General features: G+C 32.7%; 31 protein-coding genes. 8 read left to right on the forward strand and 23 right to left on the reverse strand.

Going from position 1 to position 26,815, the window contains the following annotated elements:
* Positions 1-280 precede the first annotated feature (280 nt).
* Both CN601_RS08330 and CN601_RS08335 read left to right on the forward strand, forming a co-directional pair.
* The gene (locus tag CN601_RS08330; RefSeq protein ID WP_098119591.1) at positions 281-970 is read left to right on the forward strand and encodes an MgtC/SapB family protein; all 690 of its coding nucleotides are present in this window, start codon (positions 281-283) and stop codon (positions 968-970) included.
* A gap of 63 nt (positions 971-1,033) precedes the next feature.
* On the forward strand, positions 1,034-2,026 hold the full coding sequence (locus CN601_RS08335) for a potassium channel family protein (RefSeq protein ID WP_179865494.1): 993 nt from the start codon (positions 1,034-1,036) through the stop codon (positions 2,024-2,026).
* A gap of 59 nt (positions 2,027-2,085) precedes the next feature.
* On the opposite strand, the gene CN601_RS08340 is transcribed toward CN601_RS08335, so the two are convergent.
* Complete coding sequence (locus CN601_RS08340) at positions 2,086-2,490, reverse strand: YugN-like family protein (RefSeq protein WP_098119593.1); 405 nt, start codon at positions 2,488-2,490, stop codon at positions 2,086-2,088.
* 115 nt (positions 2,491-2,605) lie between these two features.
* Entirely contained in the window at positions 2,606-3,958 is a 1,353-nt protein-coding gene (locus tag CN601_RS08345) for a glucose-6-phosphate isomerase (protein ID WP_098119594.1), read from the reverse strand.
* Between the two features lie 192 nt (positions 3,959-4,150).
* On the opposite strand from CN601_RS08345, the gene CN601_RS08350 reads away from it, so the two are divergent.
* A complete protein-coding gene (locus CN601_RS08350) occupies positions 4,151-4,384 on the forward strand; it encodes a DUF378 domain-containing protein (protein ID WP_056468643.1) in 234 nt (77 codons plus the stop codon).
* A gap of 56 nt (positions 4,385-4,440) precedes the next feature.
* Here the strand turns inward: CN601_RS08350 and CN601_RS08355 are convergent, their stop codons facing one another.
* On the reverse strand, positions 4,441-4,827 hold the full coding sequence (locus CN601_RS08355) for a CvfD/Ygs/GSP13 family RNA-binding post-transcriptional regulator (protein ID WP_098119595.1): 387 nt from the start codon (positions 4,825-4,827) through the stop codon (positions 4,441-4,443).
* A gap of 320 nt (positions 4,828-5,147) precedes the next feature.
* Here CN601_RS08355 and CN601_RS08360 point away from each other — a divergent pair, with 320 nt between their 5' ends.
* Complete coding sequence (locus CN601_RS08360) at positions 5,148-5,984, forward strand: alpha/beta fold hydrolase (RefSeq protein WP_373604964.1); 837 nt, start codon at positions 5,148-5,150, stop codon at positions 5,982-5,984.
* Positions 5,985-6,152: 168 nt separating this feature from the next.
* Here CN601_RS08360 and CN601_RS08365 read toward each other — a convergent pair whose 3' ends face one another.
* From CN601_RS08365 to kapD, 6 genes are all read right to left on the reverse strand, one after another.
* Positions 6,153-7,556: a sensor histidine kinase gene (locus CN601_RS08365; protein WP_098170773.1), complete on the reverse strand. Its 1,404-nt coding sequence runs from the start codon at positions 7,554-7,556 to the stop codon at positions 6,153-6,155.
* Positions 7,553-8,227 (reverse strand): response regulator transcription factor, encoded by a 675-nt coding sequence (locus tag CN601_RS08370; RefSeq protein ID WP_098170774.1) that lies wholly within the window; start codon positions 8,225-8,227, stop codon positions 7,553-7,555. Before CN601_RS08370 ends, CN601_RS08365 begins: the two co-directional genes overlap by 4 nt.
* Positions 8,220-9,206 carry a YncE family protein gene (locus tag CN601_RS08375; protein WP_098170775.1) on the reverse strand — a complete coding sequence of 329 codons (987 nt, stop codon included), beginning with the start codon at positions 9,204-9,206 and terminating at the stop codon, positions 8,220-8,222. The genes CN601_RS08370 and CN601_RS08375 overlap by 8 nt, the downstream gene beginning before the upstream one ends.
* Before the next feature lie 75 nt (positions 9,207-9,281).
* The gene (locus CN601_RS08380; protein ID WP_098170776.1) at positions 9,282-10,022 is read right to left on the reverse strand and encodes a FixH family protein; all 741 of its coding nucleotides are present in this window, start codon (positions 10,020-10,022) and stop codon (positions 9,282-9,284) included.
* Between the two features lie 205 nt (positions 10,023-10,227).
* Entirely contained in the window at positions 10,228-10,410 is a 183-nt protein-coding gene (locus tag CN601_RS08385) for a hypothetical protein (protein WP_098119601.1), read from the reverse strand.
* Positions 10,411-10,826: 416 nt separating this feature from the next.
* A complete protein-coding gene (kapD, locus tag CN601_RS08390; protein ID WP_098119602.1) occupies positions 10,827-11,447 on the reverse strand; it encodes a 3'-5' exonuclease KapD in 621 nt (206 codons plus the stop codon).
* Positions 11,448-11,687: 240 nt separating this feature from the next.
* Between kapD and CN601_RS08395 the strand changes: the two genes are divergently transcribed.
* Positions 11,688-13,559 (forward strand): transglycosylase domain-containing protein, encoded by a 1,872-nt coding sequence (locus tag CN601_RS08395; protein ID WP_098119603.1) that lies wholly within the window; start codon positions 11,688-11,690, stop codon positions 13,557-13,559.
* 56 nt (positions 13,560-13,615) lie between these two features.
* On the opposite strand, the gene CN601_RS08400 is transcribed toward CN601_RS08395, so the two are convergent.
* The 7 genes from CN601_RS08400 to CN601_RS08430 form a co-directional block, all read right to left on the reverse strand.
* Positions 13,616-14,173, reverse strand: a complete 558-nt coding sequence (locus CN601_RS08400; RefSeq protein WP_098119604.1) for a DUF5366 family protein — start codon at positions 14,171-14,173, stop codon at positions 13,616-13,618.
* Positions 14,174-14,426: 253 nt separating this feature from the next.
* On the reverse strand, positions 14,427-14,813 hold the full coding sequence (locus tag CN601_RS08405; protein WP_304362837.1) for a PaaI family thioesterase: 387 nt from the start codon (positions 14,811-14,813) through the stop codon (positions 14,427-14,429).
* Positions 14,814-15,009: 196 nt separating this feature from the next.
* Positions 15,010-15,462 (reverse strand): SRPBCC family protein, encoded by a 453-nt coding sequence (locus CN601_RS08410; protein ID WP_098119606.1) that lies wholly within the window; start codon positions 15,460-15,462, stop codon positions 15,010-15,012.
* A gap of 14 nt (positions 15,463-15,476) precedes the next feature.
* Positions 15,477-16,115: a 3D domain-containing protein gene (locus CN601_RS08415; RefSeq protein WP_373604963.1), complete on the reverse strand. Its 639-nt coding sequence runs from the start codon at positions 16,113-16,115 to the stop codon at positions 15,477-15,479.
* A gap of 83 nt (positions 16,116-16,198) precedes the next feature.
* Positions 16,199-16,516: a YuiB family protein gene (locus tag CN601_RS08420; RefSeq protein ID WP_098119677.1), complete on the reverse strand. Its 318-nt coding sequence runs from the start codon at positions 16,514-16,516 to the stop codon at positions 16,199-16,201.
* A 96-nt stretch (positions 16,517-16,612) separates the two neighbouring features.
* The gene (locus CN601_RS08425; protein ID WP_098119607.1) at positions 16,613-17,092 is read right to left on the reverse strand and encodes an NUDIX domain-containing protein; all 480 of its coding nucleotides are present in this window, start codon (positions 17,090-17,092) and stop codon (positions 16,613-16,615) included.
* A 241-nt stretch (positions 17,093-17,333) separates the two neighbouring features.
* Positions 17,334-18,551, reverse strand: coding sequence for an NAD(P)/FAD-dependent oxidoreductase (locus tag CN601_RS08430; RefSeq protein ID WP_142317319.1), 1,218 nt, complete (start codon positions 18,549-18,551; stop codon positions 17,334-17,336).
* A gap of 411 nt (positions 18,552-18,962) precedes the next feature.
* On the opposite strand from CN601_RS08430, the gene CN601_RS08435 reads away from it, so the two are divergent.
* Entirely contained in the window at positions 18,963-19,952 is a 990-nt protein-coding gene (locus CN601_RS08435; protein ID WP_098170777.1) for an NAD(P)/FAD-dependent oxidoreductase, read from the forward strand.
* A gap of 427 nt (positions 19,953-20,379) precedes the next feature.
* Here CN601_RS08435 and CN601_RS08440 read toward each other — a convergent pair whose 3' ends face one another.
* The 3 genes from CN601_RS08440 to CN601_RS08450 all read right to left on the reverse strand — a co-directional run bounded on the left by CN601_RS08440 (position 20,380) and on the right by CN601_RS08450 (position 22,158).
* Entirely contained in the window at positions 20,380-20,733 is a 354-nt protein-coding gene (locus CN601_RS08440; RefSeq protein ID WP_098119609.1) for a HesB/IscA family protein, read from the reverse strand.
* Positions 20,734-21,600, reverse strand: a complete 867-nt coding sequence (gene dapF, locus CN601_RS08445; RefSeq protein ID WP_142317320.1) for a diaminopimelate epimerase — start codon at positions 21,598-21,600, stop codon at positions 20,734-20,736.
* 321 nt (positions 21,601-21,921) lie between these two features.
* Positions 21,922-22,158, reverse strand: coding sequence for a YuzB family protein (locus CN601_RS08450; RefSeq protein WP_216853911.1), 237 nt, complete (start codon positions 22,156-22,158; stop codon positions 21,922-21,924).
* A gap of 196 nt (positions 22,159-22,354) precedes the next feature.
* On the opposite strand from CN601_RS08450, the gene CN601_RS08455 reads away from it, so the two are divergent.
* A complete protein-coding gene (locus CN601_RS08455) occupies positions 22,355-23,422 on the forward strand; it encodes an NAD(P)/FAD-dependent oxidoreductase (RefSeq protein WP_098119612.1) in 1,068 nt (355 codons plus the stop codon).
* A 69-nt stretch (positions 23,423-23,491) separates the two neighbouring features.
* On the opposite strand, the gene CN601_RS08460 is transcribed toward CN601_RS08455, so the two are convergent.
* From CN601_RS08460 to CN601_RS08470, 3 genes are all read right to left on the reverse strand, one after another.
* Entirely contained in the window at positions 23,492-24,457 is a 966-nt protein-coding gene (locus CN601_RS08460) for an SPFH domain-containing protein (RefSeq protein ID WP_218923237.1), read from the reverse strand.
* A gap of 1 nt (position 24,458) precedes the next feature.
* Positions 24,459-24,893 carry an NfeD family protein gene (locus CN601_RS08465; protein WP_098119613.1) on the reverse strand — a complete coding sequence of 145 codons (435 nt, stop codon included), beginning with the start codon at positions 24,891-24,893 and terminating at the stop codon, positions 24,459-24,461.
* 179 nt (positions 24,894-25,072) lie between these two features.
* Complete coding sequence (locus CN601_RS08470) at positions 25,073-25,375, reverse strand: DUF1462 family protein (RefSeq protein ID WP_098119614.1); 303 nt, start codon at positions 25,373-25,375, stop codon at positions 25,073-25,075.
* A gap of 121 nt (positions 25,376-25,496) precedes the next feature.
* Here CN601_RS08470 and CN601_RS08475 point away from each other — a divergent pair, with 121 nt between their 5' ends.
* Positions 25,497-25,724 carry a NifU family protein gene (locus CN601_RS08475; protein ID WP_025671774.1) on the forward strand — a complete coding sequence of 76 codons (228 nt, stop codon included), beginning with the start codon at positions 25,497-25,499 and terminating at the stop codon, positions 25,722-25,724.
* Between the two features lie 64 nt (positions 25,725-25,788).
* Here CN601_RS08475 and yutH read toward each other — a convergent pair whose 3' ends face one another.
* Entirely contained in the window at positions 25,789-26,787 is a 999-nt protein-coding gene (gene yutH / locus CN601_RS08480; protein ID WP_098119680.1) for a spore coat putative kinase YutH, read from the reverse strand.
* Between the last annotated feature and the right edge of the window lie 28 nt (positions 26,788-26,815).

Below are 26,815 nucleotides of genomic sequence, written 5' to 3' on the forward strand. Positions count from 1 at the left end.
TTTAGTTTTCAAAGTTCAAACCGTCGCGTCTTTAGCGACTTTTTCATATTAACATCTCTTCAACATCGAGTCAACATGTTTTTTCATTTTTTTTATTTCTTTGTTTCTTTTTGTCGAACCATCTTGGCGACGTATATAAATATAACATCGCATTTAGAATATGACAAGCCCTTTTTTTGTTTTTTTTATAAAAAAAGAAAAAAATTTATTTTAACTACGAAGGAAGTGTAATACCACATGTCGAATTAGCCATAAACTATATAGAAAAGGGGTTTAGAAAATGGATCTACAACCAGACATTCTCGTAAAATTGCTTATATCAGCAATGCTAGGTTCCGTTATTGGATTAGAAAGAGAATTAAAAAGAAAACCTCTTGGTTTAAAAACATGCCTAGTCATTTCAATAATGAGTTGCCTGTTAACAATCGCTTCAATTAGTTCAGCCTATACATTCCATAGCAGCGACTTTTTAAATATCTCCATGGATCCATTACGCTTACCAGCCCAAATAGTATCGGGAATTGGTTTTCTTGGAGCTGGCGTTATTCTTCGCAGAGGTAACGATACGATCGCTGGCCTAACAACAGCTGCCATGATTTGGGGAGCTTCAGGTATCGGAATAATTGTTGGGGCTGGTTTTTATGCCGCAGCATTTGCTGGAGTCGGGTTATTAATTATCAGTGTTGAATTAATTCCTTATTTAATAAACAAACTTGGTCCAAAAAAATTAAAAGAAAGAGATATAAGCCTAAAGCTAACAGTTATAGGAAAAGAAAATATTAATATTGTGATTGATCAAATAACTGCACAAGATATTACAGTTAAAAATATTAAAATAAAGGGCTTAAATAATGATGAGCACTATATACAAATGAAATTACTAGTGTTTAATAAACGAAGAACGACAGAAATCTATTATGACATTGAACAAATAGAGAATATCCGTGGAATTGAAATAGAGAGTATATAATAGTGATAACTTATTATTTATTGGTAAAAATAAGTGTTACGAAATTGCGATGGAGGAATAAGCTTGAAAGTATTTCGTAACCAACCTATCTATTTTAAATCCTATACATTATTTAAAATTACAGTCATTTTATTATCATTGATTGCTATATTTGGAACAATTATTCATTATGCAGAACCTTTTACGTTTCCAACTGTTTGGGATGGAATGTGGTGGTCAATCGTTACTACGTTTACAGTAGGTTATGGTGATTATGTACCTCTATCTCCAGTTGGACGTTTTTTTGCCGTTATATTAATTTTATTAGGTACCGGGGTCGGTTCCTATTATATGATTTCATTCACAGCTCAAACTTTCCGAAATCAAGACGCAGATTTTAGAGGTGTACTTACATTTACAAAAAAGAACCATATTGTCATCGTTGGTTGGAACGAACGAGTTAAGAATGTAATTAACCAATTGCACGCTTCTTCAATTTCTACCCATATCGTATTAATCGATGAAAGCCTAGAACTATTACCTCCAGAGTTAGGGAAAGTGCATTTTGTAAAAGGCTCTGCTTCCAACGATTCAGTTTTAGAAAAGGCAAATTTTAAATTTGCTAATACGATATTAATTACAGCAGATCAAAATAAAAATGAACAAGAAGCTGATATGCAAACAATTTTAACAATCATTGCTGCAAAAGGCGTTAATCAATCGATTCACTGTATCGCAGAAATCTTAACGAAAAATCAAGTAATAAACGCATATCGCGCTGGTGCCAATGAAATTATTGAAGCACATTTACTAACTTCTTTTGTTATGTCAGGATCGATAATGCATAAAGGTTACTCAGATGTAGTACTTAAACTAACAAATCAATTAGAATCATTTACAGTTAAAATATTAAATGTTGATCAAAAAATGATTGGAAAATTCTATTATGACATTGTAATAGAAGAATTAGACAACGATAAAATGATTATTGGCATAATCCGGGATAAACAAACAATTATAAAACCTGATAAAAGTATTCAGATTGCTAAAGAAGATTTCCTAATCTTACTTACTTAAACATCATTTCTACTTAATAAAAAAGAGCCAATCATATTTTCATGATTTGGCTCTTTTTTTTATAAAAGTTCATCTTCAATTTTCTTAAGAATTTCAAACCCTTTAATTTGATATTTTCTAGGCACTTTAGCATCTGGATCTATCGGTTCTTGAAACTGGTTTAAAGATCCAGTTAAATTCCCTTCATAACCAATATTATCATCAAGACCCTCATTATAAACGTGAGTTAGTAAAAATGGAGACTCAAATTGAATAACTGCTCCATTCATATCTAATGAACCTGAAGTAACATTAAAGGGTAAACGTAAGTACTGATACCCGTCGTCATCTCGCATTAATAAATCAAAACTTCCATGATCGTAGTCCCAATTTGCGCCAATAACAAACCCATGATTTTTTAATTTCCCCTCAATATCATTAAGTGGAAATATTTCATTCTCTAATTTTGACTTTAAAGGATACATATGCTTTTCTCCTCCTTTTTGAATAGTATTTTCTTACTTAAGTAAAAACATGAATTTTAATTTTAAATCCATAAAAAAAACCGTCGTCAAAGTAAATTTAACAACGGTTTTTTTATTATTTTAAACGTTCTTCTAATTGCTGTTTTAGTTCTTCAAATCCTGGTTTTCCTAATAAAGCAAACATATTCTTCTTGTATGCCTCAACGCCTGGTTGATCGAATGGATTTACTCCAAGTAAGTATCCGCTCATCGCACAAGCTAATTCAAAGAAGTAAACTGTATAGCCGAATGTATATTCATCTAATTTTGGTAGTGACACGATTAGATTTGGTACTCCGCCATCAGCATGAGCTAATATTGTACCTTCAAAAGCTTTTTTATTTACAAAATCTACAGTTTTACCTGCAAGATAATTTAATCCGTCTGAATCGTTATCCTCAAGTTCAATTGTTAATTCATGACGTGGCTTTTCAACAGATACAACTGTCTCAAATAAATCACGTCGACCTTCTTGAACATATTGACCAAGAGAATGTAAATCTGTTGAAAAGTTAGCTGAAGATGGATAGATCCCTTTTTGGTCTTTCCCTTCACTCTCTCCAAATAATTGCTTCCACCATTCACCAAAGTATTGTAATGATGGTTCATAATTAACAAGCATCTCAATTGTTTTACCTTTGTTATATAAAACATTTCTTACAACTGCATATTGATAAGCTTGATTATCTTCTAATTCTGAAGTGCCGTACTCTTTATATGCATCTTGAGCACCCTTCATCATTTGTTCAATATCAATACCTGCTGCTGCGATTGGTAATAAACCTACTGCTGTTAAAACTGAGTAGCGTCCACCTACATCATCAGGAATAACAAATGTTTCGTATCCTTTTTCATCCGCAACAGTTTTTAATGCACCGCGCGCTTTATCAGTTGTAGCATAAATACGGTGTTTAGCTTCTTCAACGCCATACTTTTCTTCCAACAGCTTTCTAAAAATACGGAATGCAATTGCTGGTTCAGTAGTTGTCCCAGATTTTGAAATAACATTGATTGAGAAATCTTTATCTTTTAAAACTTGAATTAAATCATGAATGTATGTAGAACTAATATTGTTACCTACGAAGAACACTTGAGGTGCTTTTCTTTCTTCTTTAGATGCAATGTTAAAAAACGAATGCTGTAACATTTCAATTGCTGCACGTGCACCTAAATATGATCCACCAATTCCGATTACTAAAAGAACGTCTGAATCTGATTTGATTTTCTCTGCTGACTTTTGGATTCGAGAAAATTCCTCTTTGTCATAGTCATTCGGTAACTCTACCCATCCTAGATAGTCGCTACCTGCACCAGTTTTTTCATGAATCGTATGGTGAAATAACTTCACTGCATCCCTTAAATATGAAATTTCGTGATCTTGAAAAAACATTTTTGCTTTTGAATAGTCAAATTTAATATGAGAAGTCATACATCAAACCTCCTTAAATAGTTGTAATACCTTTACAATGTACCTAATTAAATAATTGAAAGCAAGTAAATAAGATTAAATTTATGTGAAAATTTTAACAAGAAACAGAATGATAATTTTTTACTTATGTACATAATCAAAATGAAATGAGAGATACTATTTTTGAAGGTCATAAAAAGGAGGTTAACCTATATGAGTACATTACAACGTATTGCACTTATTTTTACAATTATTGGAGCTATAAACTGGGGATTAATCGGATTTTTTCAATTTGACTTAGTAGCAGCAATTTTTGGTGGTGCTGATTCTGCTTTTGCTCGAATTATATATGGTATCGTTGGTATTTCAGGACTAATTAACCTTGGCTTACTATTCAAACCTTCAGAAGAGCTAGGAACACATCCTGAGACAAACGAAGTAAGATAGATTCGGACTCTCCAGTCTGAAAGTAAAAATTAAAAGGAAGGGATCCCCCTTCCTTTTTAATTCGTCATATTTTCTTTCTTCATCTCAACATGAAGCCATTCATTTAACTTTTTATGCAGGGTGCTAAATCCATCTGGTTTTAATTCTCTTAATAATCGAGCTGCATGTTTTAAGTTTTCTTCACCATTAAATCCTTGATCGATACTTGCTCCTTTTAAAGACAAACTAATTTTTCCCGTCATCTCATCAATAGACAGTACACGTACATTTACTAACTGCCCAACAGAAATATAGTCTCGAATATCTCGAACATATCCATTAATAATTTCGGAAATATGTACTAGTCCTTGTGTTTGGTGATCAAGTGAAATAAAGGCACCATACGTTTGAATCCCTGTTACTTTACCAGTGTAAACTTTTCCAATATTGTAGTTTTGTGCCATTCAAAACACTCCTAATTTTCGTTCAATTCCACTAACTAAATTTTAGCACACACAGACCAACTTTTAAAGTTTGCTATAAGGCTTATATACGATACTACCTTTGAAGTTCCCTTATTGTATTATAGTCACTTTAAAGGTTGGGCTATTTCATTTTTTTTAAATAATTACTTATGTTTATTAGAATTGACTAAAAACTTATAATTTAAAAGTATTTTAGTGATTTACATAACATATGGTGACATACGGAGCATTATAAAGATTAGAATGTATTCCTTCCGTTTGGACATAATAATCCAAAAACTTAAAGGAGAGTTTGGATGATGAATCATTCTGGAACAATACAGTCGACATATAAGATTTCTGGTCTTGATGTTTATTATGAACTATACGGATACCACAATTTTAATAAGCAAGAATCAAAAGTATTTGTATTAATTCACGGTTTTTTGTCATCTTGCTTTAGTTATCGTAGGCTAATACCATTTATCTCAAAAGAACATGTTGTTGTCGTTATCGACCTTCCTCCATTTGGTAAAAGTGGTAAGCAATTAAACTTTAAATATTCGTACGATAACTTCGCTAATGTAGTAATCTCACTTGTGAATCATTTGAAGCTGGAAAACATCAATTTAGTCGGACATTCTATGGGCGGACAGATTGCATTATATGTAACGAAGAAAAAACCAGAGCTTGTTAACAAAGTGATTTTATTATGTAGCTCTGGTTATTTAGGCAGAGCAAATCCTCATCTAATCATTTCATCATATTTTCCTTTTTTCTATCTTTATATAAAGAGGAACTTAGCAAAACAAGGAGTAGTTAATTCTCTAATATCAGTTGTTCATGATCAAAAGCTAATCGATGATGAAATGATTAATGGCTACCAGGAACCTTTTATGCAAGATGAAATTTTTAGAGCGCTAACTAAGATGATCCGTGATCGAGAAGGAGATTTGAGTCCAGCAGATTTACAAGATATATCTGTACCAACACTTTTAATTTGGGGTGAAAAAGATAAAGTAGTTCCATTAGCAGTTGGGGAAAGATTACACCGTGATTTAAAACATTCAACATTATTTACTTATCCAGAAGCCGGACACTTAATTCCTGAAGAAATTCCCGAACATATTTATGATCGTATATCAAATTTTATATAAGTTAAAAAGGGCTGTCTCATAAGTCAGGTAAACTGACATATAGACACCCCTTTTTTATTGTAATAATAACTGATTTTTGTATCTAAATTTTGATTGTGCACGTTAGCTTTTAAACTGGAGGATCTAACCAGTCCATCCAGAGAACTTTTTAGAGCTTGAATATGTCTTTTATAATTCAAATACTGGCAAAGTAATAATAACCTTTAAACCTTTACCGTCACTATTCATAAATTTTATTTTACCGTTGTGCTGGTCAATAATATGCTTTACGATCGCCAGTCCTAATCCTGTTCCACCTTCATTTCTAGACCTTGCTTTATCTACACGATAGAACCTTTCCCCTAAATGCGGAATCTCTTCGACTGGAATTCCTTTACCTTCATCGATAATCTCCAGAGTTACTTGTTTATCTTGAGATAAATTGATATAAATGTTTGTTCCCGAAGGTGTATAACGAACTGCATTATCAATTAAATTGTGTATAACTTGTTGGAAACGGTCTGGATCAACGTTAGCAATGATCGACTCATCTAAATTCTTTTGAATTGTAATACCCCGCTCTATTAGTATTTGTGAATATGTTTCGATTGTATCTTCAATTAATTGCGCAATTACGTTCGGCTCTTTATTTAGAGGAAACTGTTGTCCATCTAAAGTAGCTAAATCAAGAAGGTCCCTTACTAATCTTTGCATTCGACTTGCTTCTTTTTGAATGATACCAACATATTTTAGTTGTTGTTCTTTTTTTATTACTCCATCTAATATTGCTTCACTATATCCTTTTACATAACTTAACGGCGTTCTTAGTTCGTGAGAAACATTAGCTAAAAACTCTTTTCTATTTTCATCTTCTTGTTGTAAAGAATCAGACATTGAATTAAAAGCAAAAGCTAGTTTACCTACTTCATCACCACTATTATAGTGGATACGCTCCGTGTAATCACCATTTGCCATTTTATATGAGATTTGTTCCATTCTAGATAACGGCTTAATCATTTGTTTAATTATACTTCTGCCGATTAAAAGGATAATGAAAGCAAATAGCAATGTACTAATCATAAAAATCCATTTTGATTGTTGGATTAGTTCAGTAATACTCCTTAAAGGTAGATTTAAATAAATAATCCCTTCAAGTTTTTCTTTTTTTACAACTGGAACTACGACACCGATTATTTGATGCTTAAATCTTTTTTCAAATCCTGTCTTTGTAATTACTTTTCCTTTTAATAAAGTTTCGCGATCGTCTTCAGTGATAAACGATTCATGGCTGACATTGTATGGGATACATGCACTTAAGTCTCTCGGATTACTAATAAATAAAACACTTGCATTTGAAACAGCATTAAATTTTGAAACAAATTTCGAAAAGTCATCAACATTATTTGTTTTATGATAGTGTTTTACTAAGTTAGTACCTTCCTGAATTAAAGTTGAACGAACATAAGAAACATATAGTTGCTTATATGCAAACTGAAACATTAAAAAGAAAAAGATCGTTGTACAGATTACCATTAAGCAGATTGTTAGCCATAGCTTCTGTAAAAATGAAAGAGAATTTACGATTTTTTTCATCCATTTATCCCAAATTTATATCCTACACCCCAAACTGTAGAAATATAATCTGCATCCTGTCCAAGCTTAATTCTCAATGTTTTAATATGTGTATCAACTGTTCTTGCTGTTCCGAAATAATCAAATCCCCAAACCTTTTCTAAAATTTGTTCGCGGCTAAAAACATAATCTTGATGCTTGCAAAAAAAGAGCAATAAATCATATTCTTTCAACGTAAGTGATAATGGTTTATCAGATACAAATACATTCCGGGCTTTTTCATTGATTTTAATCTGACCAATATGAAATATAGAAGAATCCGTGTTTTTTGTTCTTCTCAGCACAGCATCAACTCTTGCAATTAATTCACTGGGGCTAAATGGTTTTACGATGTAGTCATCCGCTCCCATTTTCAACCCATTTACCTTATCCCATTCCTCACCTTTTGCAGTTAAGAAAATAACAGGAACATTTGATGTCTCTCTAATTTGTTTACAAAGTGCCCATCCGTCCATAATCGGCATCATAATATCTAAAATAATTAAATCATAGTTTGATTGACTAATTTTATTTAATGCTGCTTCACCATTACTTGCTTGGTCCCAACTATACCCGCTGTTTTCTAAATACATTCCAACTAATTGGCAAATTTCTTGTTCATCATCAACAATTAATATCCTTCTATCACTCATGTCGAATGCCCTCTCTTAACAATAATTGGAAAGGTCCTCTCCCTACTGCCGCTTCTTTTTCAATTTTCATCGTTATAGTATTTATTTGGTACAATTTATTTAAATCATAACTAGCTGCATACGCTGAATGGTTAAATCCAATTGCTGCATATGGGTTGGAGCCAACTTCAATAAATTTAGTCTGATTTACAACGGTAGGATCTAACTTATAAATTTGATTTGTACCATGAGCTATTGTAAACAATCCGTCATCATTTTTAAAAAAAGATATTGGCATTAGAGGGGTATGAAGTGACTTTTGTTTCTTACCAGTAGTAGTCGAGTATACTTTCACATCTTCATTTTCACTTTCGCCATTTCCGTGTCCACCAACGAATAATTCAGAAGCATCATTATTTAATATTAGGCCAATTGATGTATTTGGTACTTCAATCGTTTGTTCTACTTCATAGTGGTCTAAGTTAATACCAATCACTTTTCTCTCGTTAAATAAACTAACAAATAGTTTATGGTGAGCCGTATCTTCAACCATAGATATAGGATTTTTGCCTATTTTCAATTGTTTATGCACGTTACCCTTTTGATCAAAAAAAGTTATCGTATTCTTTTTTCCATTCGTTACAGCAATCGTATGATTACTCTTTAAAGAAATCATATTCGTAATACCAACACCGGCCTTCCAACTCTTGATCTTATCACCAGTTGAAAGATGGTAAATATCTATATTAGGATCTGCTGGATGATATACTGCAATATCCTTTCCATTTTGCAATAAAGCCGCTCCACTTACATCTCTATTTAAATCCCAATCTGCTACTTTATGTAAGTCATGTGGATCAAGAAAAGTTAAACTACCTACTTTTTTATTTATCGAGATAAGTACATTTTCAGAATCCTTGATATGCGACATTTTATTTGGAAAACAGCCCGTACAGAACAAGAAAAGAACGAGTGTGCTAACGAAAGCAATTCGTTTCAAAATACTTCCCCCCATAAAGTAATCATATAAAAGAAGCTATCCTTTTATCAAAGATAGGATAGCCTTCTTTCTTATTTAATTTACTGTAACTTCTTTTTCAGTATGGTCATGTAATTCGCCTTTTTCAACATGAACCTTTACAGTGTTTGTTCCTTTATCTTTAAACGTATACTTAACCTCATATTCACCAGGTGCAACTTCTTTTGCATCTGTATAATCGTGCTTTCCATTCTCATCTTTCCATGTTTCAATTCGAACGTTCGCTTTTTCAAGTGCTTTTCCATCATTCGTCATCAAATGAATCGTAAAAACATTTTCTTTGTTTACATCAAGATTCTCGGTACCCATTAAATGAATCATTAGATCGCTATGATGGTCATCTCCACTATGAGATTCATGTTCACTTTTTCCAGTTCCACTATTAGTTGAATTAGTAGCAGGAACTTTAAAGTCCATTTTAGGCATCGAATGTTGATCTCTAGCAGTCACGTGAGCAATTACATAGTAATCACCTGGATCTGTAAATTTATAGTTTGCTGAATAAATACCATCTGCACCATTCTTTGCATCTAGCATAGCCATACTATCTTCACCTGTTTTACCAATTTCAAATTGAACTTCATCTGCATCAGTAACTGCCTTATTATTCTGGCTCACTTCAGCACGGAGTGTAACTTCTTTATTTAAATTAATATCTGATGTAGGAAGAAGAATATTTACATCAACTGGTTTTTCGACTGCATCTTGATTCTTCGCGTTAGAACAACCTGCAGTCATCATAATACTGGCAATTAATAAACTTAGTACCTTTTTCATATGTATTACCTCCTATAATTCTGCCGAGTTAAACAGATCACTTATCTTATTGTTTTAAACAGTTTTAAAGTAAACTCGAACGAGAAAATATCTATATAGCAAAATAAAATGACAAAAACAATCTAACACATAGATGTGATGAAAATGTGATAAACTTCTCCAAAAAAAAGAGACCTTCCTTAGTAAGTCCCCATTTTGAATTATTTTATTCACGCAATGCTTTTTTTTCTTTTGATTCCATTAATTCTGTTATACGCTTTTCTTCCTTTGCCGATGCTCTTTTAATTAGATAAAACGTAATAAAAGCACCAATCATAAAAATAATTAATGAAATAACGGCAGGAATATACTCTGTCTTATCTTCAGGAAAATATAAAAACTCCATCATAGTCCCATCACTCCCACTGCAATTATACAAAGTATTCTAAAATAATCAAAGTAAAATGAGTATTCTCTAATTAAAAAAATCTATCCCGAAAAAGCTTTTTAAATTAATTTAATTAAAAAATAAGTCGCCTAAGATGGGACAAAATAAATACTATTTTATTTAAGTTAGTAATTTTTCTAGAGCATTTTATTGTAAACTTTTTTTTGTATGATTGATTGGAACGAAAGGGTGCTCGACTCCTATGGGAAATGCGGGAAGCCTAAGACCCCACAGGCACAGCCGAGGCTTAGGTCTCGCCCCATGGAAAGCGAGCATCCTGTAGTGGAAATCTACAAGACTCAACTTAATTATCAACGAATAATCTAACTTCTCGATCAACAAAATAAAAAACCAACTGATTTAAAATCAATTGGTTTTTAATATGAAGATATTCTTTTCTTTAATAATGAAAAGTCAACTAAGTCTCCTAAAGTCGCAGGAGCAGGTTTTTTCATATATTGCTTATCTTTTTCTACTAATTTATAAATATGATACGTAGTTAAAGCATCATCTAGTGCTTTATGGTGATTTCCAGTTCCATCTTTTCCATATTCTTTCATTGCGTTCCATAGACCCGTTTGATTTTGGTTTCCAAAGAAAGTTTTATACTCGAGGCATAAGTCTCTTACTTCACCATTAATTGGGAACGAAATAGATGCAGCTTCACAGTTGTGTTTTAGTACTCTCATATCCATGTTGCCCCAAGTGATGACTGTCGTTCTATAATTCTTTGTCGCTTCATTTAATATTTCACCAAGTTCTTTTAACTGTATTCCATTATCAACATTCTCTTGTGAAATACTTAGAAACCTCTTACATCTTGAGGATAACAATGGAAACTGAAGCGGTTTAACAAAAGAAGAATAAGTTTGATTAATCTCATCATTAATAACACTTACAAAACCAACTTCAATAATTTCCGGAAAAAATTTGATTCCTTTTGATTTTCCATCTGGCATTGTAAATTCAAAATCAATAAATAGGAACTGCTCTTTCATTACCTCACCTCCAGAAAAATAAATTTTCTGATTTTTCCTTATTGTCTTATATGATTAACGAATATTCAAGTAAGACAATTTGACTATTTTCTACTTATTTACTTATTTTATTAATACAACCAATTTGTGTAAAAAATAACATAAGATGCCCATCAATATGAAAAATCGTGTTAAAATAATATACGTTCGTTTAATTAATTTAAAACGAATTAAAAAATCGAAAGTAAATAGAGGGCTTTTATGAAGAAAATTATTGGATTTATTATTATTATAATAAGCTTTCTTGTCTTTTATTTCACATCTCAGCAAGCTATGATGGCATTTGAGACTTCAAAAAATATTCCCAAAAAGAAGGTTGAAGAATTACCTGTAGTTTCTTTATCACAGAACAGTGTTTTTTATGACCGAAACAACAATCCTTTTTATATACCTGCTTCTGGTGATAATAGAATAAATTTAAAAAGCAGTGAAATTCCTCAGCTAGTAAAGGATATTTTTATTTCTACCGAAGATCGATATTTTTATTCACATAAGGGTATTGATTTATTTGGTGTTGCTAGGGCATTTATGGTGAATGTGTCCAACAGTGGAATAGAACAAGGAGCTAGTACGATTACACAGCAGCTTGCACGAAATTTATATTTAACTCAAGCACGAACTGTAGAACGCAAAATAAAAGAGATTCAAATCTCACTTCAATTAGAAAAACAGTACTCTAAAGATCAAATTTTAGAAATGTACATTAATACAATTTATTTTGCAAACCGAAATTATGGAATTGAAGCTGCTAGTAAAGCATATTTCAGTAAATCAGTTAAAGATTTGAGTATTGCTCAAACGGCTTTCGTTTGTACAATTCCAAATAACCCGACTTTATATGATCCTTTGAGAAACTTTAATAATGCTAAAAAACGCCAAGAAAGAATCTTAGGTATACTTAGAGATCAAGGGAAAATAACTGAAAAACAATATACAGCTGCAATGAAAGAAAAGATCACTTTAAAGAAAGATAGTAAAACACAGGAATATCCTGATTATTATTCTTATGTAGATTCTGAACTTAAAAGAATTTTAGCTGGTAATAAAGGAAAATTTAATACTAGTAAACTATCAGCAGCACAGCAAACTGAGTTAAAGAAACTAAAAACGCCTGATGAAAGAGCGTTATATTTACAAAATCAGGGCTTGAAAATCTATACAAGCTTAAATCCATCAATACAACAAGTTACGGTCAACGCGGTTAATCAAGGAACAATTTCAACGAATACGCAGGGCGCAGCAGTTGTCGTAAAAAATGATACACATGAAATTGTTGCAATTTCTGGTGGAAGAGACTATGAACCTCATAGTCTAAATAGAGCGTTCCAGTCTTATAGACAGCCGGGCTCGACAATTAAACCATTATTAGTATATGCGCCATATATAGAAACATTTGGTGCTACACCAGATACAAAAGTAAATGCAGATAACTATTGTAAAGGCACATATTGTCCGAAAAATGATAGTAAGAAAGAATACGGAGATGTAACGATCCGTACTGCTATGCAGAACTCGTATAATACTGCTGCAGTTAGATTATATGAACAGCTTACACCACGTGTTGGATACACATATTTAGATAAATATGGTTTTAACAAGATTACAACTGAAGACCGAATGGAACTAGGCCGTGCTCTTGGTGGTTTCAATATCGGTATGTCGCCTTTAGAAATGACAGGAGCATACTCCACATTTGGTAATAATGGCGTATACTATCAAAATAGTGCGATTAAAAAGATTACCTTAAGAGATGGCACAGTCTTATACGAAAACGAACCAAGATCAGTTCGTGTGTACAATCCGTCAACGAACGAAACAATGAGAAGCATGTTAAACTCTGTAGTAAAAGACGGTACTGCTAGACATATTTATATGCCACTGAACTATATAGGTGGTAAAACAGGTACAACGAACGATAATACGAATCTATGGTTCATGGGATTAACCTCAAATTATACGGTTGGTACGTGGATTGGTAATGATAAGCAAAGAATTCCAATACCAAAAAACTATTCTTACCCACCTACTCAACGAATTTGGCAAAATATCATTGTAAATGGTCGACTATATTAATCTATAAACAAACAAAAAAAGTAGCACTTTTGATTCATTCAAAAGTGCTACTTTTTTTAAAATGGCATTGAAGTTTTAGCCTTAGCTAAAAGTGTAAATGCGCCATATACTACTCCGCTACCAACTAATCCCCAAATGATTAATTGGATCATGATAAAACCTATAACCCCTATAATTGTGTAGTTAGATTTTTGCTTAATTAAAAATAAGATATAAAATGCAATTACTGCTACTATTAAAACAATAGCAATATACACTAAAGATTTATTTAAAAATATAGCAATTAATCCACCTATTAAAAAGACAAAAGAGTATTTTTTAGTTGCTAATAAGTCTACTCCTTCGTTATCCTTCGAAAATAGAAGTAAAGCAAATTGCCAAATCATATCAGAAATTAATTTGAATCCACTCAAAATTAAGTAGAAAAGAAATGCGATACCTATAAATGTAAGAATTCTAATTTCCTTTTCTGGAAGAATATCTGTAAGTGGCTGTAGAATACCAGATACTGATAAGAAGTTTATAGCCAATTGAAAGAAGTTTAGTGTAATAGCGACTGTAAACATAAGTATTGATAAAAGTGCATTAAAGCCTGTGTAATATATATTTTTCATCGAATGTCTCCTTTCTTCTCTATCTCAAGAAGTTTTTAAACTATCAAATCCTTAAGTAGAGGATGTCTCGCTTCTCTTCGAAATTTTATATACACAACTTAATTATTTTACCATAAGTTTGTCATAAATTTGACGATTTTTTTCTTTTAAGAATTAGTCCTTTTAAATTTCGTCTTTGGGTATGAATTGACTTGTTCGTTGAATGTACAAAAAAAGCTGCTAAATTACAAAAGTAATTTAACAGCACATTAAATTAATTTCGTTTATCTTTAATCGCAACTGTACATCTTGAGATACAAATCAATTGCTCATCCTCAGAATAGATTTTAATATCCCAAACCATTGTCGTTTTACCAGTATGTACTGCAGTTCCAATAGCAGTTACAACCCCATCACGTACAGATCTAAGATGATTTGCGTTTATTTCAAGACCAAAAGCAAGTTGATTCTCTTGATCAATCATCGAAAACGTCCCGACACTTGCAACTGTTTCAGCTAAAGCAACTGAAGCACCTCCGTGTAAATAACCGAATGGTTGATGTACTTTTTCAGTTACTTCCATTTTCATCACTACTTTGCCTTCTTCAACCGACTCGATCGTCATACCTAAAGCATGCATTAAGGTCATTTTCTCCTCCATTTATTCTCCGCCTCTCGTTTATCATTTCTGTTTTAATACCAGTAGTTGGGCACATAAATTCAACTACTTCTATTTTATAATAAAAATTCACTTATTTTAAATTCGAGATAATCAAAAGAATTTCCTTTGAAACAAGAAAATAACCAGGTCTACGTTATAATACCCCTTGCTAAAAATTGCAAGGGGCTTTTTTTGTTTAGAGTACACCATCAAACCGTTCTTCTGCATATTTTTTTAAACGATCTAATTGTTTAACTAAAGTTCGTTTTTCAAACCAACTGAATATGAAACCCATCATTGATTCCATTTCCAATTTACACTCATAGTCTAAATTGGTTTGATTAGCTCCTATAGAAGATAGGTGATAGATGGCATCAACAGTAAAATTAGAATGCTTTAAACGGACACTAAGCTCTGTTGGAGGTTTATATGAAATGATTTCTCCTTCGTATTCTTGAATCTCATCGTCCTCTTTTAGCTTTTGCTTAAATTTATGCCCCACTGGATTTTCTCTATTATAATTTTCATCATACTGATTCTCAATAAACCCGTCCATCCACTTTTTCATGTGCTCATCTGAGTCAATTACTTCAAAAACAGCTTCGATCGGTGCATTAATAGTTAAGCTATAATTAGTTGTTTTTGACATAGTCCATCACCAACCTAATTTTTTGATTGCTGTCTAAATACTTGTAACGAATTTTGTTCATTCAATCCTTTTAAATCTGATTCAGTAAATCTTCCAGATCCTTGTTTTATGATATAAACAGTTAATTTTTTCTTTCCCCAATGCTCAAATACATCTCCAACGGTTTGAAAGTATAAATCCAAGTGATGTCCTTTAACAGCCGCACCTTTATCAGCTACGACGCCATAACCGTATCCAGGAATAAATAAGATTGTTCCAATCGGAAAGATATTTAAGTCAGCTGCTATAGTTGAAAATAAATCCCTCTTTACTTCCACTCCTGAATAAGTAATTCCGTATGAATGGTCCTTGGGACTTTTCCCTGTCGATTCTCTTCCAGCTGTATATCCTGTTGCTGTAACTGTTACCTTTTTATAATTATTCCAATTCGTATTATGTTCGATGTTTTTTGCCATTGTTTTCATTATGCTTTCATTTGTAATCGTTGATTTATTTTCTTCAGCAAAAACTTTATTTATTACAATAGCGTCACTAAACCAATCCCTTATAGTAGCTATTTGAACATTAGCAAGGATTTTAAAAGACGAAAACAAAGCAATAATGAATAAAATAGATAAAATAACTCGACTAAATAATTTTTTACTTATACCCAATGAATCATTTCACTCCTTTTCATCTTTTCATCATTCCCTAAAACAAAAAAAATATAAAAAAAACTTTCTCCAGCTAGAGAAAGTTAGAACATTTGATATCCATTTTTTCTTAATGACAGTATTACAACACCTGACATAATCGCTCCCACTAGACCAGCTGATAAAATAACAATATCACCTGTTCCAACTGCCATAAAGTTCGTTTTTAATGTCTCAAAAGCACTTGAAGTATTAGTAAAATACTTTATTGTACTAATCTTGTCCACAATCATCACAATTAAAAGAGGATAGATTACTACCATGAACCAAGTCGTTCGAAAAAGCATATTTGCAAGGAAGCCAATTCCAAATGCTAATACGAAAAATAACAGTATAGAAATTAGTAAAACTGGTATACTCATCACCATATAAAAAACACACCCCACATTTTTTCTATATACAGTGTAAAACCTTCTCGCCTTGTCGTCAATTTTTTAAATATTCTAACTTTAAAAATATTACTTGATAAAATGATAAGTTGTATATTGGAACTGATCCCCCGGATTTAATCCTTTTACTACTCCCATTGGTTCATTGGGTGGATTTTCAATTAAATATTTAATTAGTAATGATGATGTAGGATCATTAAGTAGTTCATCTTCCGATATAAATCGTGCATCTGATAATTCTTCCTCTTGAATCGAAATAGTTGTATCATCTGCTTGGAGTAAAAAAATTAGCATATTATCACTGATTTCTTCACGAATAACGCCAGTTCTTACACCTATTAATCCAATTAAAGTTGCTTTTACACCAGTTTCTTCACTAATCTCTCTTAGCACTGCTTGATCAACCGTTTCATCTTGCTTTACAAACCCTGCTGGTAAAGACCACAAACCTTTTAATCCACTATATTTTTTCTTTACAACTAACCATCTTCCGGCAGAGTCTTTAACTAACCCCGCTACTCCTAGCCATACATTGCCTCTTTTACTCATTAATGTTAACCACCTTTTTAGACAAAGAAAAAGCCCGACCTAAGTCGAGCTTTAGACTGACCACTAAGCGCTCGTCTTCTTCGTTGCATCACTTGCTTTAAGCGGCGCACATTACCTTCTTTGGTAACTCCGCTTTCCAACAAGCATTTGCACCTTTTTAGACAAGCATTTTTAATCAGTTTGATCTCTTTTTTATTTTGACGCCTATAAATATAGCTCGACCTAAGTCGAGCTATTTTACTTATAGAAGGTTTAATTTACCTTTTTTAAGAACTAACATCGGTCCGCCAAGTACGAATAAGTAACGGTTATCGATTACTTTTTTCATAAATGAAGCTTTCCAACCAGTTAATTTTTTACCATAAACTACACCTATTGCATCGTCATGTCCTAATGAACATACAGTACCTTTAATGTCTGGTTTAAATTCTTCTAATTCGCCTCTTCCACGAACTAATACTGATAAGTTGTGTGAAACGTTAAATCCTTGTTGAATTGCAATTTGTGCTGTTGGTGGATATGGACGGTTACTTGCTTCATCAATTAATAAAGCTGAGTCTCCTACGATAAATACATCATCGTATCCTGGAACACGCATATCTTTAGTAACTTTTACACGTCCACGCATTGCTTCAAAACCAGCTTGTTCTACTAATGCATTTCCACGTACACCCGCTGCCCAAACAACTGTTGCAGAGTTAATTTTCTCTTCTACTTCGCCTTTAGCAACGATGATTCCTTCTTCAGTACATTCTTTAATTGCTGTACCAATTTTGAATTCTACGCCTTTTTTCTCTAATTGAGAAACTGCATAATCAACTAATTCTGGATCAAAACCTGGTAATACCATTGGAGCAGCCTCTACACAAATAATACGAACTTTTTCACGATCGATATCATACTCTTTGCATAATTCTGGAACACGGTTTGCAAGTTCACCTACAAATTCAATACCAGTGAATCCTGCACCACCAACGATAATCGTTAATAAATCATCGCGCTTTTCAACTGGTGTGTTGTAGTATTTAGAAAAGCTGTAATCAATATGCTCACGAATTTGACGAGCAGCATTTATGTTAGCAATTGAGAATGCATGTTCTTTTAAACCTTTAATTCCAAAAGTTTCTGACTCAAAACCAAGTCCAACAACTAAGTAATCATAGTTTAATTCGCCGCTAGAAAGAATTACTTTCTTCTCTTCAGGTTTGATTTGAGTAACAGTATCTTGTATGAAGTTAATTTTATCTTGATTAATCACGTCTTTAATATCAAGACGTGTACGGTCATGATGTAATGTACCTGCTGCATTTTCATGTAACCATGTTGCTTGGTAGTGGTAGCTATTTTTATTTACTAGTGTAATGTCCGCTTCATTTGCAGATAATGTTTTTTGAAGTCGAGTCGCAGTAATGATTCCACCATACCCAGCTCCAAGGATTACAATCTTAGGCTTATTCATGATATACATACCATCCTTTTAAATTATATTAAGTACTTTCAATTTGCTTTAATATCTCTAAATTTATAAGTAAGCTCAGTAGTGAGCAATCTAATTCATTATAACTTAGTACATTAACGAGCAAATTACTATATAGGGATATTTGTCTAAATATTTCGTAATAATTGTCACAAAATGTTAACAATTAGCCTATAACAATATTAAAGTTTTTTGCATAGAATTTCAAGCATAATCTAAACGCTAGAATTATCAAAATATTAAGCCAATTTAATTAATTCTTAATCGATCCCCCAGTTTTACTAAAAAAATTTCTACAGTAATTTAATGACCCAATTTTATTTTATCAGCATAAAATATGATACTATTTTATAATAGATAACGATCATTTATGCATAAGGGGGTTATTCCGTTATGAAAGATGAAAAAGTATATGATATTACAATAATTGGTGGAGGACCAATTGGTTTATTTACTGCTTTTTATGGTGGAATGAGACAATCTAGTGTAAAAATTATTGAAAGCTTACCTCAACTTGGCGGTCAATTATCTGCACTTTACCCTGAAAAATACATTTATGATGTAGCCGGCTTTCCAAAAGTACGCGCTCAAGAGTTGATTAATAACTTAAAAGAACAAATGAAAAAATTTGAACCTACTATATGTTTAGAGCAATCGGTTCATTCAATTACAAAAGGTGATGATGGAGTATTCCATTTAATTTGTAATGATGGATTTAAGCACTATACAAAAGCTATTATCATAACTGCTGGAAATGGTGCATTCCAACCACGTAAACTTGAAATTGATGGTTCTGAACGTTTTGAAAAAGCAAACTTACATTACTACGTAGATGACATGAATAAATTTGCTGGTAAACGAGTTGTTGTTTTCGGCGGCGGAGACTCTGCTGTTGACTGGTCGTTGATGCTTGAATCAATCGCTGAAAAAGTAACATTAGTTCACCGTCGTGATAAATTTAGAGCTCATGAACATAGCGTAGAAAACTTAATGAACTCTAAGGTAGAAGTATCAACTCCTTTTGTACCTGTTGAAATCGTTGGTACAGAACGTATTGAAAAAGTTATTCTTCAAAATGAGAAATCAAAAGAACGTCTAGAAATAGAAGTTGATGATGTAATCGTTAACTATGGTTTCGTTTCTTCTTTAGGACCAATAAAAAATTGGGGCTTAAAGATCGAAAAGAATAACATTGTTGTTAACTCACGCATGGAAACAAATATTCCAGGTATTTATGCTGCCGGGGATATTTGTACTTACGATGGAAAAGTTAAACTAATTGCTTCTGGCTTTGGTGAAGCACCTACCGCAATCAATCATGCGAAAGCGTACATTGATCCATCTGCGAAAGTACAACCAGGCCATAGTTCCTCAATGTTCTAATAATAAAATTAATGATTCAAAGAACTGTCTAAATAGGCAGTCTTTTTTTTGAGTGTTTGTGATGTATTGAACAATACAATCCAAAATTAGTGAACCATTTCACAACCAACTTCATAAAAATTCATTTCATTTTTTTATCTACACTATATAATAGTACCTTACTTAAAAAAAGATTCAACAATTTAACCTAAATTTGTAAAAATATTAACAAATAAGAAATTAGTCTAGTTTGTTTAATAGAAAAAAATAGGATACAAAAGTATCCTATCACAAGAAAATGTCCGATAAATATGTTTCTAAGACTGATCGAAAACGCTTGTCTTTCGAGGCGCGAAGACTGATGAGGAGCGGAGTTACCCTAAACGGTAACAAGCACCGCAGGCAGTCGAAGCAACGAAGAAAGCGCGCGTTTGGCGGGCAGTCTAGATTAACACTCTTCAGGAGTACCAGCATTTGAAGCTGTTCTAAAGCTAGAGCCACATCCACATGATGCAATTGCATTAGGATTATCGATTGTAAATCCTCCACCTAATAATGACTCTTTAAAATCAATGACAACTCCTTTTAAAATTGGAGCACTTTCATTATCAACTAAAAACTTAATGCCATGATATTCTAACTCCATATCATCGTCATTTTTTTGTGGATCGAAACCAAGACCATATGATAGTCCAGAGCAACCTCCACCTTTTACACCTAAGCGTACAAACGTATTTTGATCTTCTTCGTTTTCAATCATTTCTTTTATTTTTAAGCCTGCTTGTTCAGTAACTGTAATCATTTATTTCACTCCTCTTTGAGTATAGTATATGCCTTCTGTTATTGTAACTGCTGGGCCTTTCATCAAAACATCACCATCAGTAGACCAAGTTATTTGTAAATCTCCACCTTGTAAGTGAACATTAATCGGTTCATCTCGTTTATATTTACCTTCTTGGACCATCGCGACTACTGCAGCACAAGCTCCTGTTCCACATGCTTGAGTTACTCCAGAACCGCGCTCCCATACAGAGAAATTTATCTCATTATGCGGCAAACATTCGATAAATTCAACATTTACGCTTTCTGGGAATAATTCATGTTTTTCAACAAATGGGCCTAAAGTTGTTAATGGTGCATTCCTTATATCATTTACTTCAAAAACGGCATGAGGATTTCCCATTGAAACAGCTGAAAACTCATAGTATTCTTCTTCAAATAAAATTTTATCTTTAGCAAATTCTTGTTCATTACCGGTCATTGGAATTTGAGTTCGTTGAAATACTGGATTGCCCATATTGACTGTTACTTGATTAACAACATTATTTTCAACATGTACTGTTGCTTTTACAATTGTACTAATCGTTTCAATCGTAAATGAAGAATTATTTACAATGCCATTTTCAAATGCATACTTTGCAACGCATCTTAAACCATTGCCACAATTTTTAGCTTCTGAACCGTCATTATTAAATATTCGCATTTTTACTTCTGCAACTTCTGAAGGACAAATTAAGATCAATCCATCACTACCAATTCCTGTATTAACATTTGAAACCTCAACTGCAAGATTAGAAAGTTCTTCTTCTTTTAGTTTTTCTTCAAACATATTTACATATATATAATTATTCCCTAGTCCATGCATCTTTGTATAACGAAAAGAATTCATTTTCATGACTCCCTATTTTTTTTTATTAATATAAGTATAGAATTTAAATGAATTGAGCACAATAAGAACATCCCCCGTTTCTCGATATAGAAACATTTTAAGAGCTTTCACTAAAGTGAATGCTCATTTTTTTTGTCCTTATTATTCACTTTTATATAATTCAAAAATAGTGTACTCATGAAAATAAAATTTGTTATTTGTAAACATAAATAGTAAGAGATAGAAAAGTAAAAAATGGGGTAAGTTGTAATACAGAGGGTTTTATTGTTGAAATTGCTCGAAAAAAAAACAAAAAGCACTGCTAATTTTTAACAGTGCTTTTTATATTAACATATTTTCTTCTAAGAAAATATAAATATTATCAACTAACTCAGTAGCAGTTTCACCAGTTACAACTTCACCTTCAACAAGTGCAAAAAGTGACAGACTACATTTTCCGCAATATCCAAGGCAACCATATTCTAGTATGTCTAGATTTGGATCACGTTCAAGTTGCTCTAACGCTTTTTGCGCTCCGTCAGATAGGTTTTTTATACAAAATTCGACTAAAGGTCTCACTATTTTTCACTCCTTGCTCTTCATAAAGTTACTCTTTTTTTCTTAAAACGTCAATCCTTTTGAGAATAAATGGAAGGTGCTTTATTTTACCGAGTTAAGCGTTGTTATTTTAGCATAAAATATATATAATATAATTGTCGAAAAATAGAAAATTTTTTTCATTCAACGCTAATAAAACTAAAGGGGAACATCAACTATGAAAAACCTCGTATTACTAGGAGCCGGATATGGAAATATTCGTGTTTTGTCACGTCTATTAACATCTGATTTGCCTGAGGATGTTCAAATCACATTGATCGATCGAAATTCTTATCACTGCTTTAAAACTGAATACTATGCATTAGTTGCAGGTACAGTTCCAGAACAGCACATTAGAATACCATTACCAACTCACGAGAAATTAAAGGTTGTATATGGGGATATTACAACAATTGATACGGCAAACAAGAACGTAGAATTAAGCAACGGAAAATCAGTTTCTTACGATGATTTAATTATCGGTTTAGGTTGCGAGGATAAGTACCATAATGTACCTGGTGCAATGGAACATACTTATAGTATCCAAACAATTGAAAAAACAAGAAACGCATACGAAAACGTTAACAGTTTACCACCAAATTCTGTAATAGGTGTTGTTGGAGCTGGCTTAAGTGGTGTAGAAGTTGCAAGTGAACTAAGAGAAAGTAGAAGCGATTTACAAATTTTACTTTTTGACCGCGGAAGCCGTATTTTATCAATGTTTCCAGAAAAACTTAGTTATTATGTACAAAACTGGTTTATTGAGCACGATGTTAAAATTATTAGCAATTCAAACATTACAAAAGTTGAGCAAAATACGTTATTTAATCATGATGATGCGATTCATTGTGACGCTGTTATTTGGACAGCAGGTATTCAACCAGTCGAAGTTGTCCGCAACTTAGAGGTAGAGAAAGACAATACTGGTAGAATCGTCGTAACGAAATATCATCACATGCCAAATGATGAACATGTTTATGTAGTTGGGGATTGTGCTGCATTACCATATGCACCTTCAGCACAGTTAGCAGAAGCTCAAGCTGAACAAATCGTAATGGTTTTACAAAAAAAATGGGCAGGTGAAGACCTTCCAGAGGTAATGCCTCAAATCAAATTAAAAGGTATTATGGGATCATTAGGTAAAAAACATGGTTTTGGACTATTTAATGAACGCCCACTTATCGGACGAGTTCCAAGATTGATTAAATCTGGAATCTTATGGTTATATAAATATCACAATGGTTGATTAATACACATTCTTTATGTATATAGTAAAGACCCCTTAACTAAATTGATTGTTAAGGGGCTTTTTTTATTATTCTGTCTTGTCAGGTCTTATAACTTCTTTTACACTTTCAACCATTCCTAAAAGCTTTGTAGCATCTGTTGGAATGACAAGTTTTGATGCATGACCGTAAGCTACTTTCTCTAATGCTTCCATTGAACGTAATTGAACCATTTCCTTCGTTGGTTCTGCATTTCGCCAAACGTCTAATACAAGCTGTTCTCCTCTAGCTTTAGCTTCAGCAAGTTTAATGATTGCTTCTGCTTCCCCTTCAGCTCGTAAAACTTGAGAATCTTTATCTCCTCGTGCTTTTTCAACTTGGCTTAAGCGTTCCCCTTCAGCTTCAAGAATTTTTGATTGCTTTTCTCCTTCTGCTTTCAGGATTTTCGATTCTTTCTCACCTTGTGCATTTAATACTTTTTCACGACGTGTACGCTCAGCTTGCATTTGTCGCTCCATCGCATTTTGGATATCAACAGGGGGAATGATATTTCTTATTTCGACACGATTAACTTTCATACCCCATTTGTCAGTTGCTTGGTCAAGAATAGCACGAAGTTTATTATTAACTGTATCACGACTTGTTAATGTCTCATCTAAATCTAATTCACCTATTAAGTTACGTAAAGTAGTAGCAGTCAGATTAGAAATCGCAGACAAAGGATTAGCAATTTCATATTCATGACGGACAACATCAGTTACTTGATAAAAGACAACTGAGTCAACTTGAATACTAACATTATCTTTTGTAATCATTGATTGTGGTGGAAAATCTACAACAGTCTCACGTAAGGTTTTTTTACTAGCTACACGTTCAACAAATGGCATTACTATATGAATACCACTCTCTAATTTACGATGGAACTTACCTAATCGTTCCACTAAATATACTTCAGATTGTCTTACAATTCGAATACTTGATAACAAAAGTATTATAACGAATAAAACAATAATACCTATTATAATTGGACCAACCATAGAGCCTACATCAGACATATCATTTCTCCTCAATTAATTTATTTGTCACATACAAAGTTGCACCTTCTATTTTTGTTACAACTACCTTTTCATTTAAAGTTAATGGCTCTGTCGAACGGATTGTCCATTCATCTCCATAAACTTTAGTCGTACCTACTTTATCATCAACAACTTCTACAGAAGCTACGATGAGCTCTTTGCCAAGTAATGCATACACCCCATTTTCGATCGTTTTATGCTGGTGGATTCTCTTAGCAAATTTCTTTGTACTAAGCCATAAAATTATTGCACTAATAATAAAAACAATAAAAGTAAAGGTGTTTGAATCTGTTAAATAATTTACAACTGATGCTAGAATGCTCGCAATACCAATCCATAAGAAAACAAAAGTTAATGAGAACATTTCAATAATAATTAATAAAACCCCAATTACAAACAAGTAAAGCGCAACCATTCCACCCCTCCTCCCAGTTCTATATATATGCCAAAAATTGTAATTTATTTTACACTTCTATTCTATCATGTAAATTTAAGCTTTTTGCATAAAAATATTGAATTTTATTAAAACATTTTAATTTTCGAGAAAAATCAATTCAAAAAAACCCCTTACATTTTGTAAGGAGTTAAAGATCATTACTGTTCAATTGCGTTATAAACATCTTTTAATTTTGGATTACCTTCACCAACTACATTTCCATTTACTAATACAACCGGATAGAAAAACTCGTCATTTCTTACACGTTCGGCAAAATCTTCTTTTTCATTATTCTCAACATTAAATATATCAACGTATTGAAAATCAAACGATAAGTCAGGATATTTTCTTTGAAGTGCAGCTTGAAGCCATTCAAACGTTTCAATTGAGGACGGCATTCCTACACAACTAGCACAAATTACTTCAGCCCCAAAAACTTCCACTAAAATTTTATTACTCATTTTCTCCTCCTAGCATACAATAAATGTGTGTCCCAATATTTTCAAACACACAAAAGTACTCTGTAATAGATTTTTTCCTCTTAACTGATTATAATAAAATTAGTGAAAGGAGTCGATATGAATGGACATGAAAGAACAAGTACAAGAAGTTTTAGATAAATTAAGACCGTTTTTATTACGCGATGGTGGAGACGTTGATTTAGTTGATATTGAAGATGGAATTGTTAAGCTTCGCCTTTTAGGCGCATGCGGTAGCTGCCCAAGTTCAACAATCACTTTAAAAGCTGGTATTGAGCGAGCTTTATTAGAAGAAGTACCTGGCGTAATCGAAGTAGAACAAGTATTCTAATATTTACCATATTAAAAAGAGAGGGAATTCCCCTCTCTTTTTTGTTTTTCACAGTCTGAATCTGCTATTTTAACCAATTAATTTCTCGGATACCTAACTTTGATGTTGGTAATCCGATTAAATCATAAAACCCACCTAAAAAAGACTCAAATTCCTTTGTATTTTCAAGATAATAAACTAGCTTGCGTTCATACCTCTTTCTTTCTGAATCACTTCTAGCCAAATAGTAGCCTTCGACTGTTTCAAAATAATGAACTGGAAAAAGTAACCTAGCAAATAATAACCGCCAAGCAAACGTTGATAAAGGACTTTTCTTTTCATAACCATAAAAAAATGAAAGGATTTTCTTTTGATAATTATCCGTGTTCTCTAGATATTCATCTCTCACCCATTCAGCAAGATCACGGCTCGGATGATCATAAATCCACTCAATTGGAACTTTTGCAAAATGAATCTCTTTTAGTCGACGCTCCGTCATTTTTTGATGACAGATTGTTGCTGCATCAACAACTTGAGGGGTATCATCTAATTCAGTGTCTACAACATATTGGATCGCATTCTCGGTCATTCCAAGATAATAAGGAAAGGATTCAATAAAAATTTGTTCAAAAAAATTATCTGGGTGGCTATTTACTTTATTTTGCCAAAATCTTTCTAATTGCTCTAGCCGTTTCTCCCATAAATTCTTCCACTGACCAATCCTATTTAACCTTTTTAATTCCTCTGAATATTTTCTGCCTCTCAAATGAAACGTTGCTAGTTCTTCCCCATAATTATTACTGCGTTCGTTTTGTCTCGTACTTTTAAATAAGGAATAATTATTCCCATCAATTTTACTCACATAATACCCTTGAACATTTTGAACAAAAGTTGCGACTGACTGATCTCCTGTTGAGCTCATAAAGTCACTTAAGCCTTTCATCTCCTGCAAATCGTCCTCTTTTAAACTGCCAATAGGAGCTAAAAAATACACCCTATTCCGCTGCCAAAACATGTAATATGACTGTACTTGAAGTAATTCTGCTGGTTGAATTTGATAATGATGAAACATGTCTTGAATGATGTTTTGGTTGCGAATAAACATCATCACT

The sequence above is a fragment of the Bacillus sp. AFS017336 genome (assembly GCF_002555445.1).
GTDB lineage: Bacteria > Bacillota > Bacilli > Bacillales > Bacillaceae_G > Gottfriedia.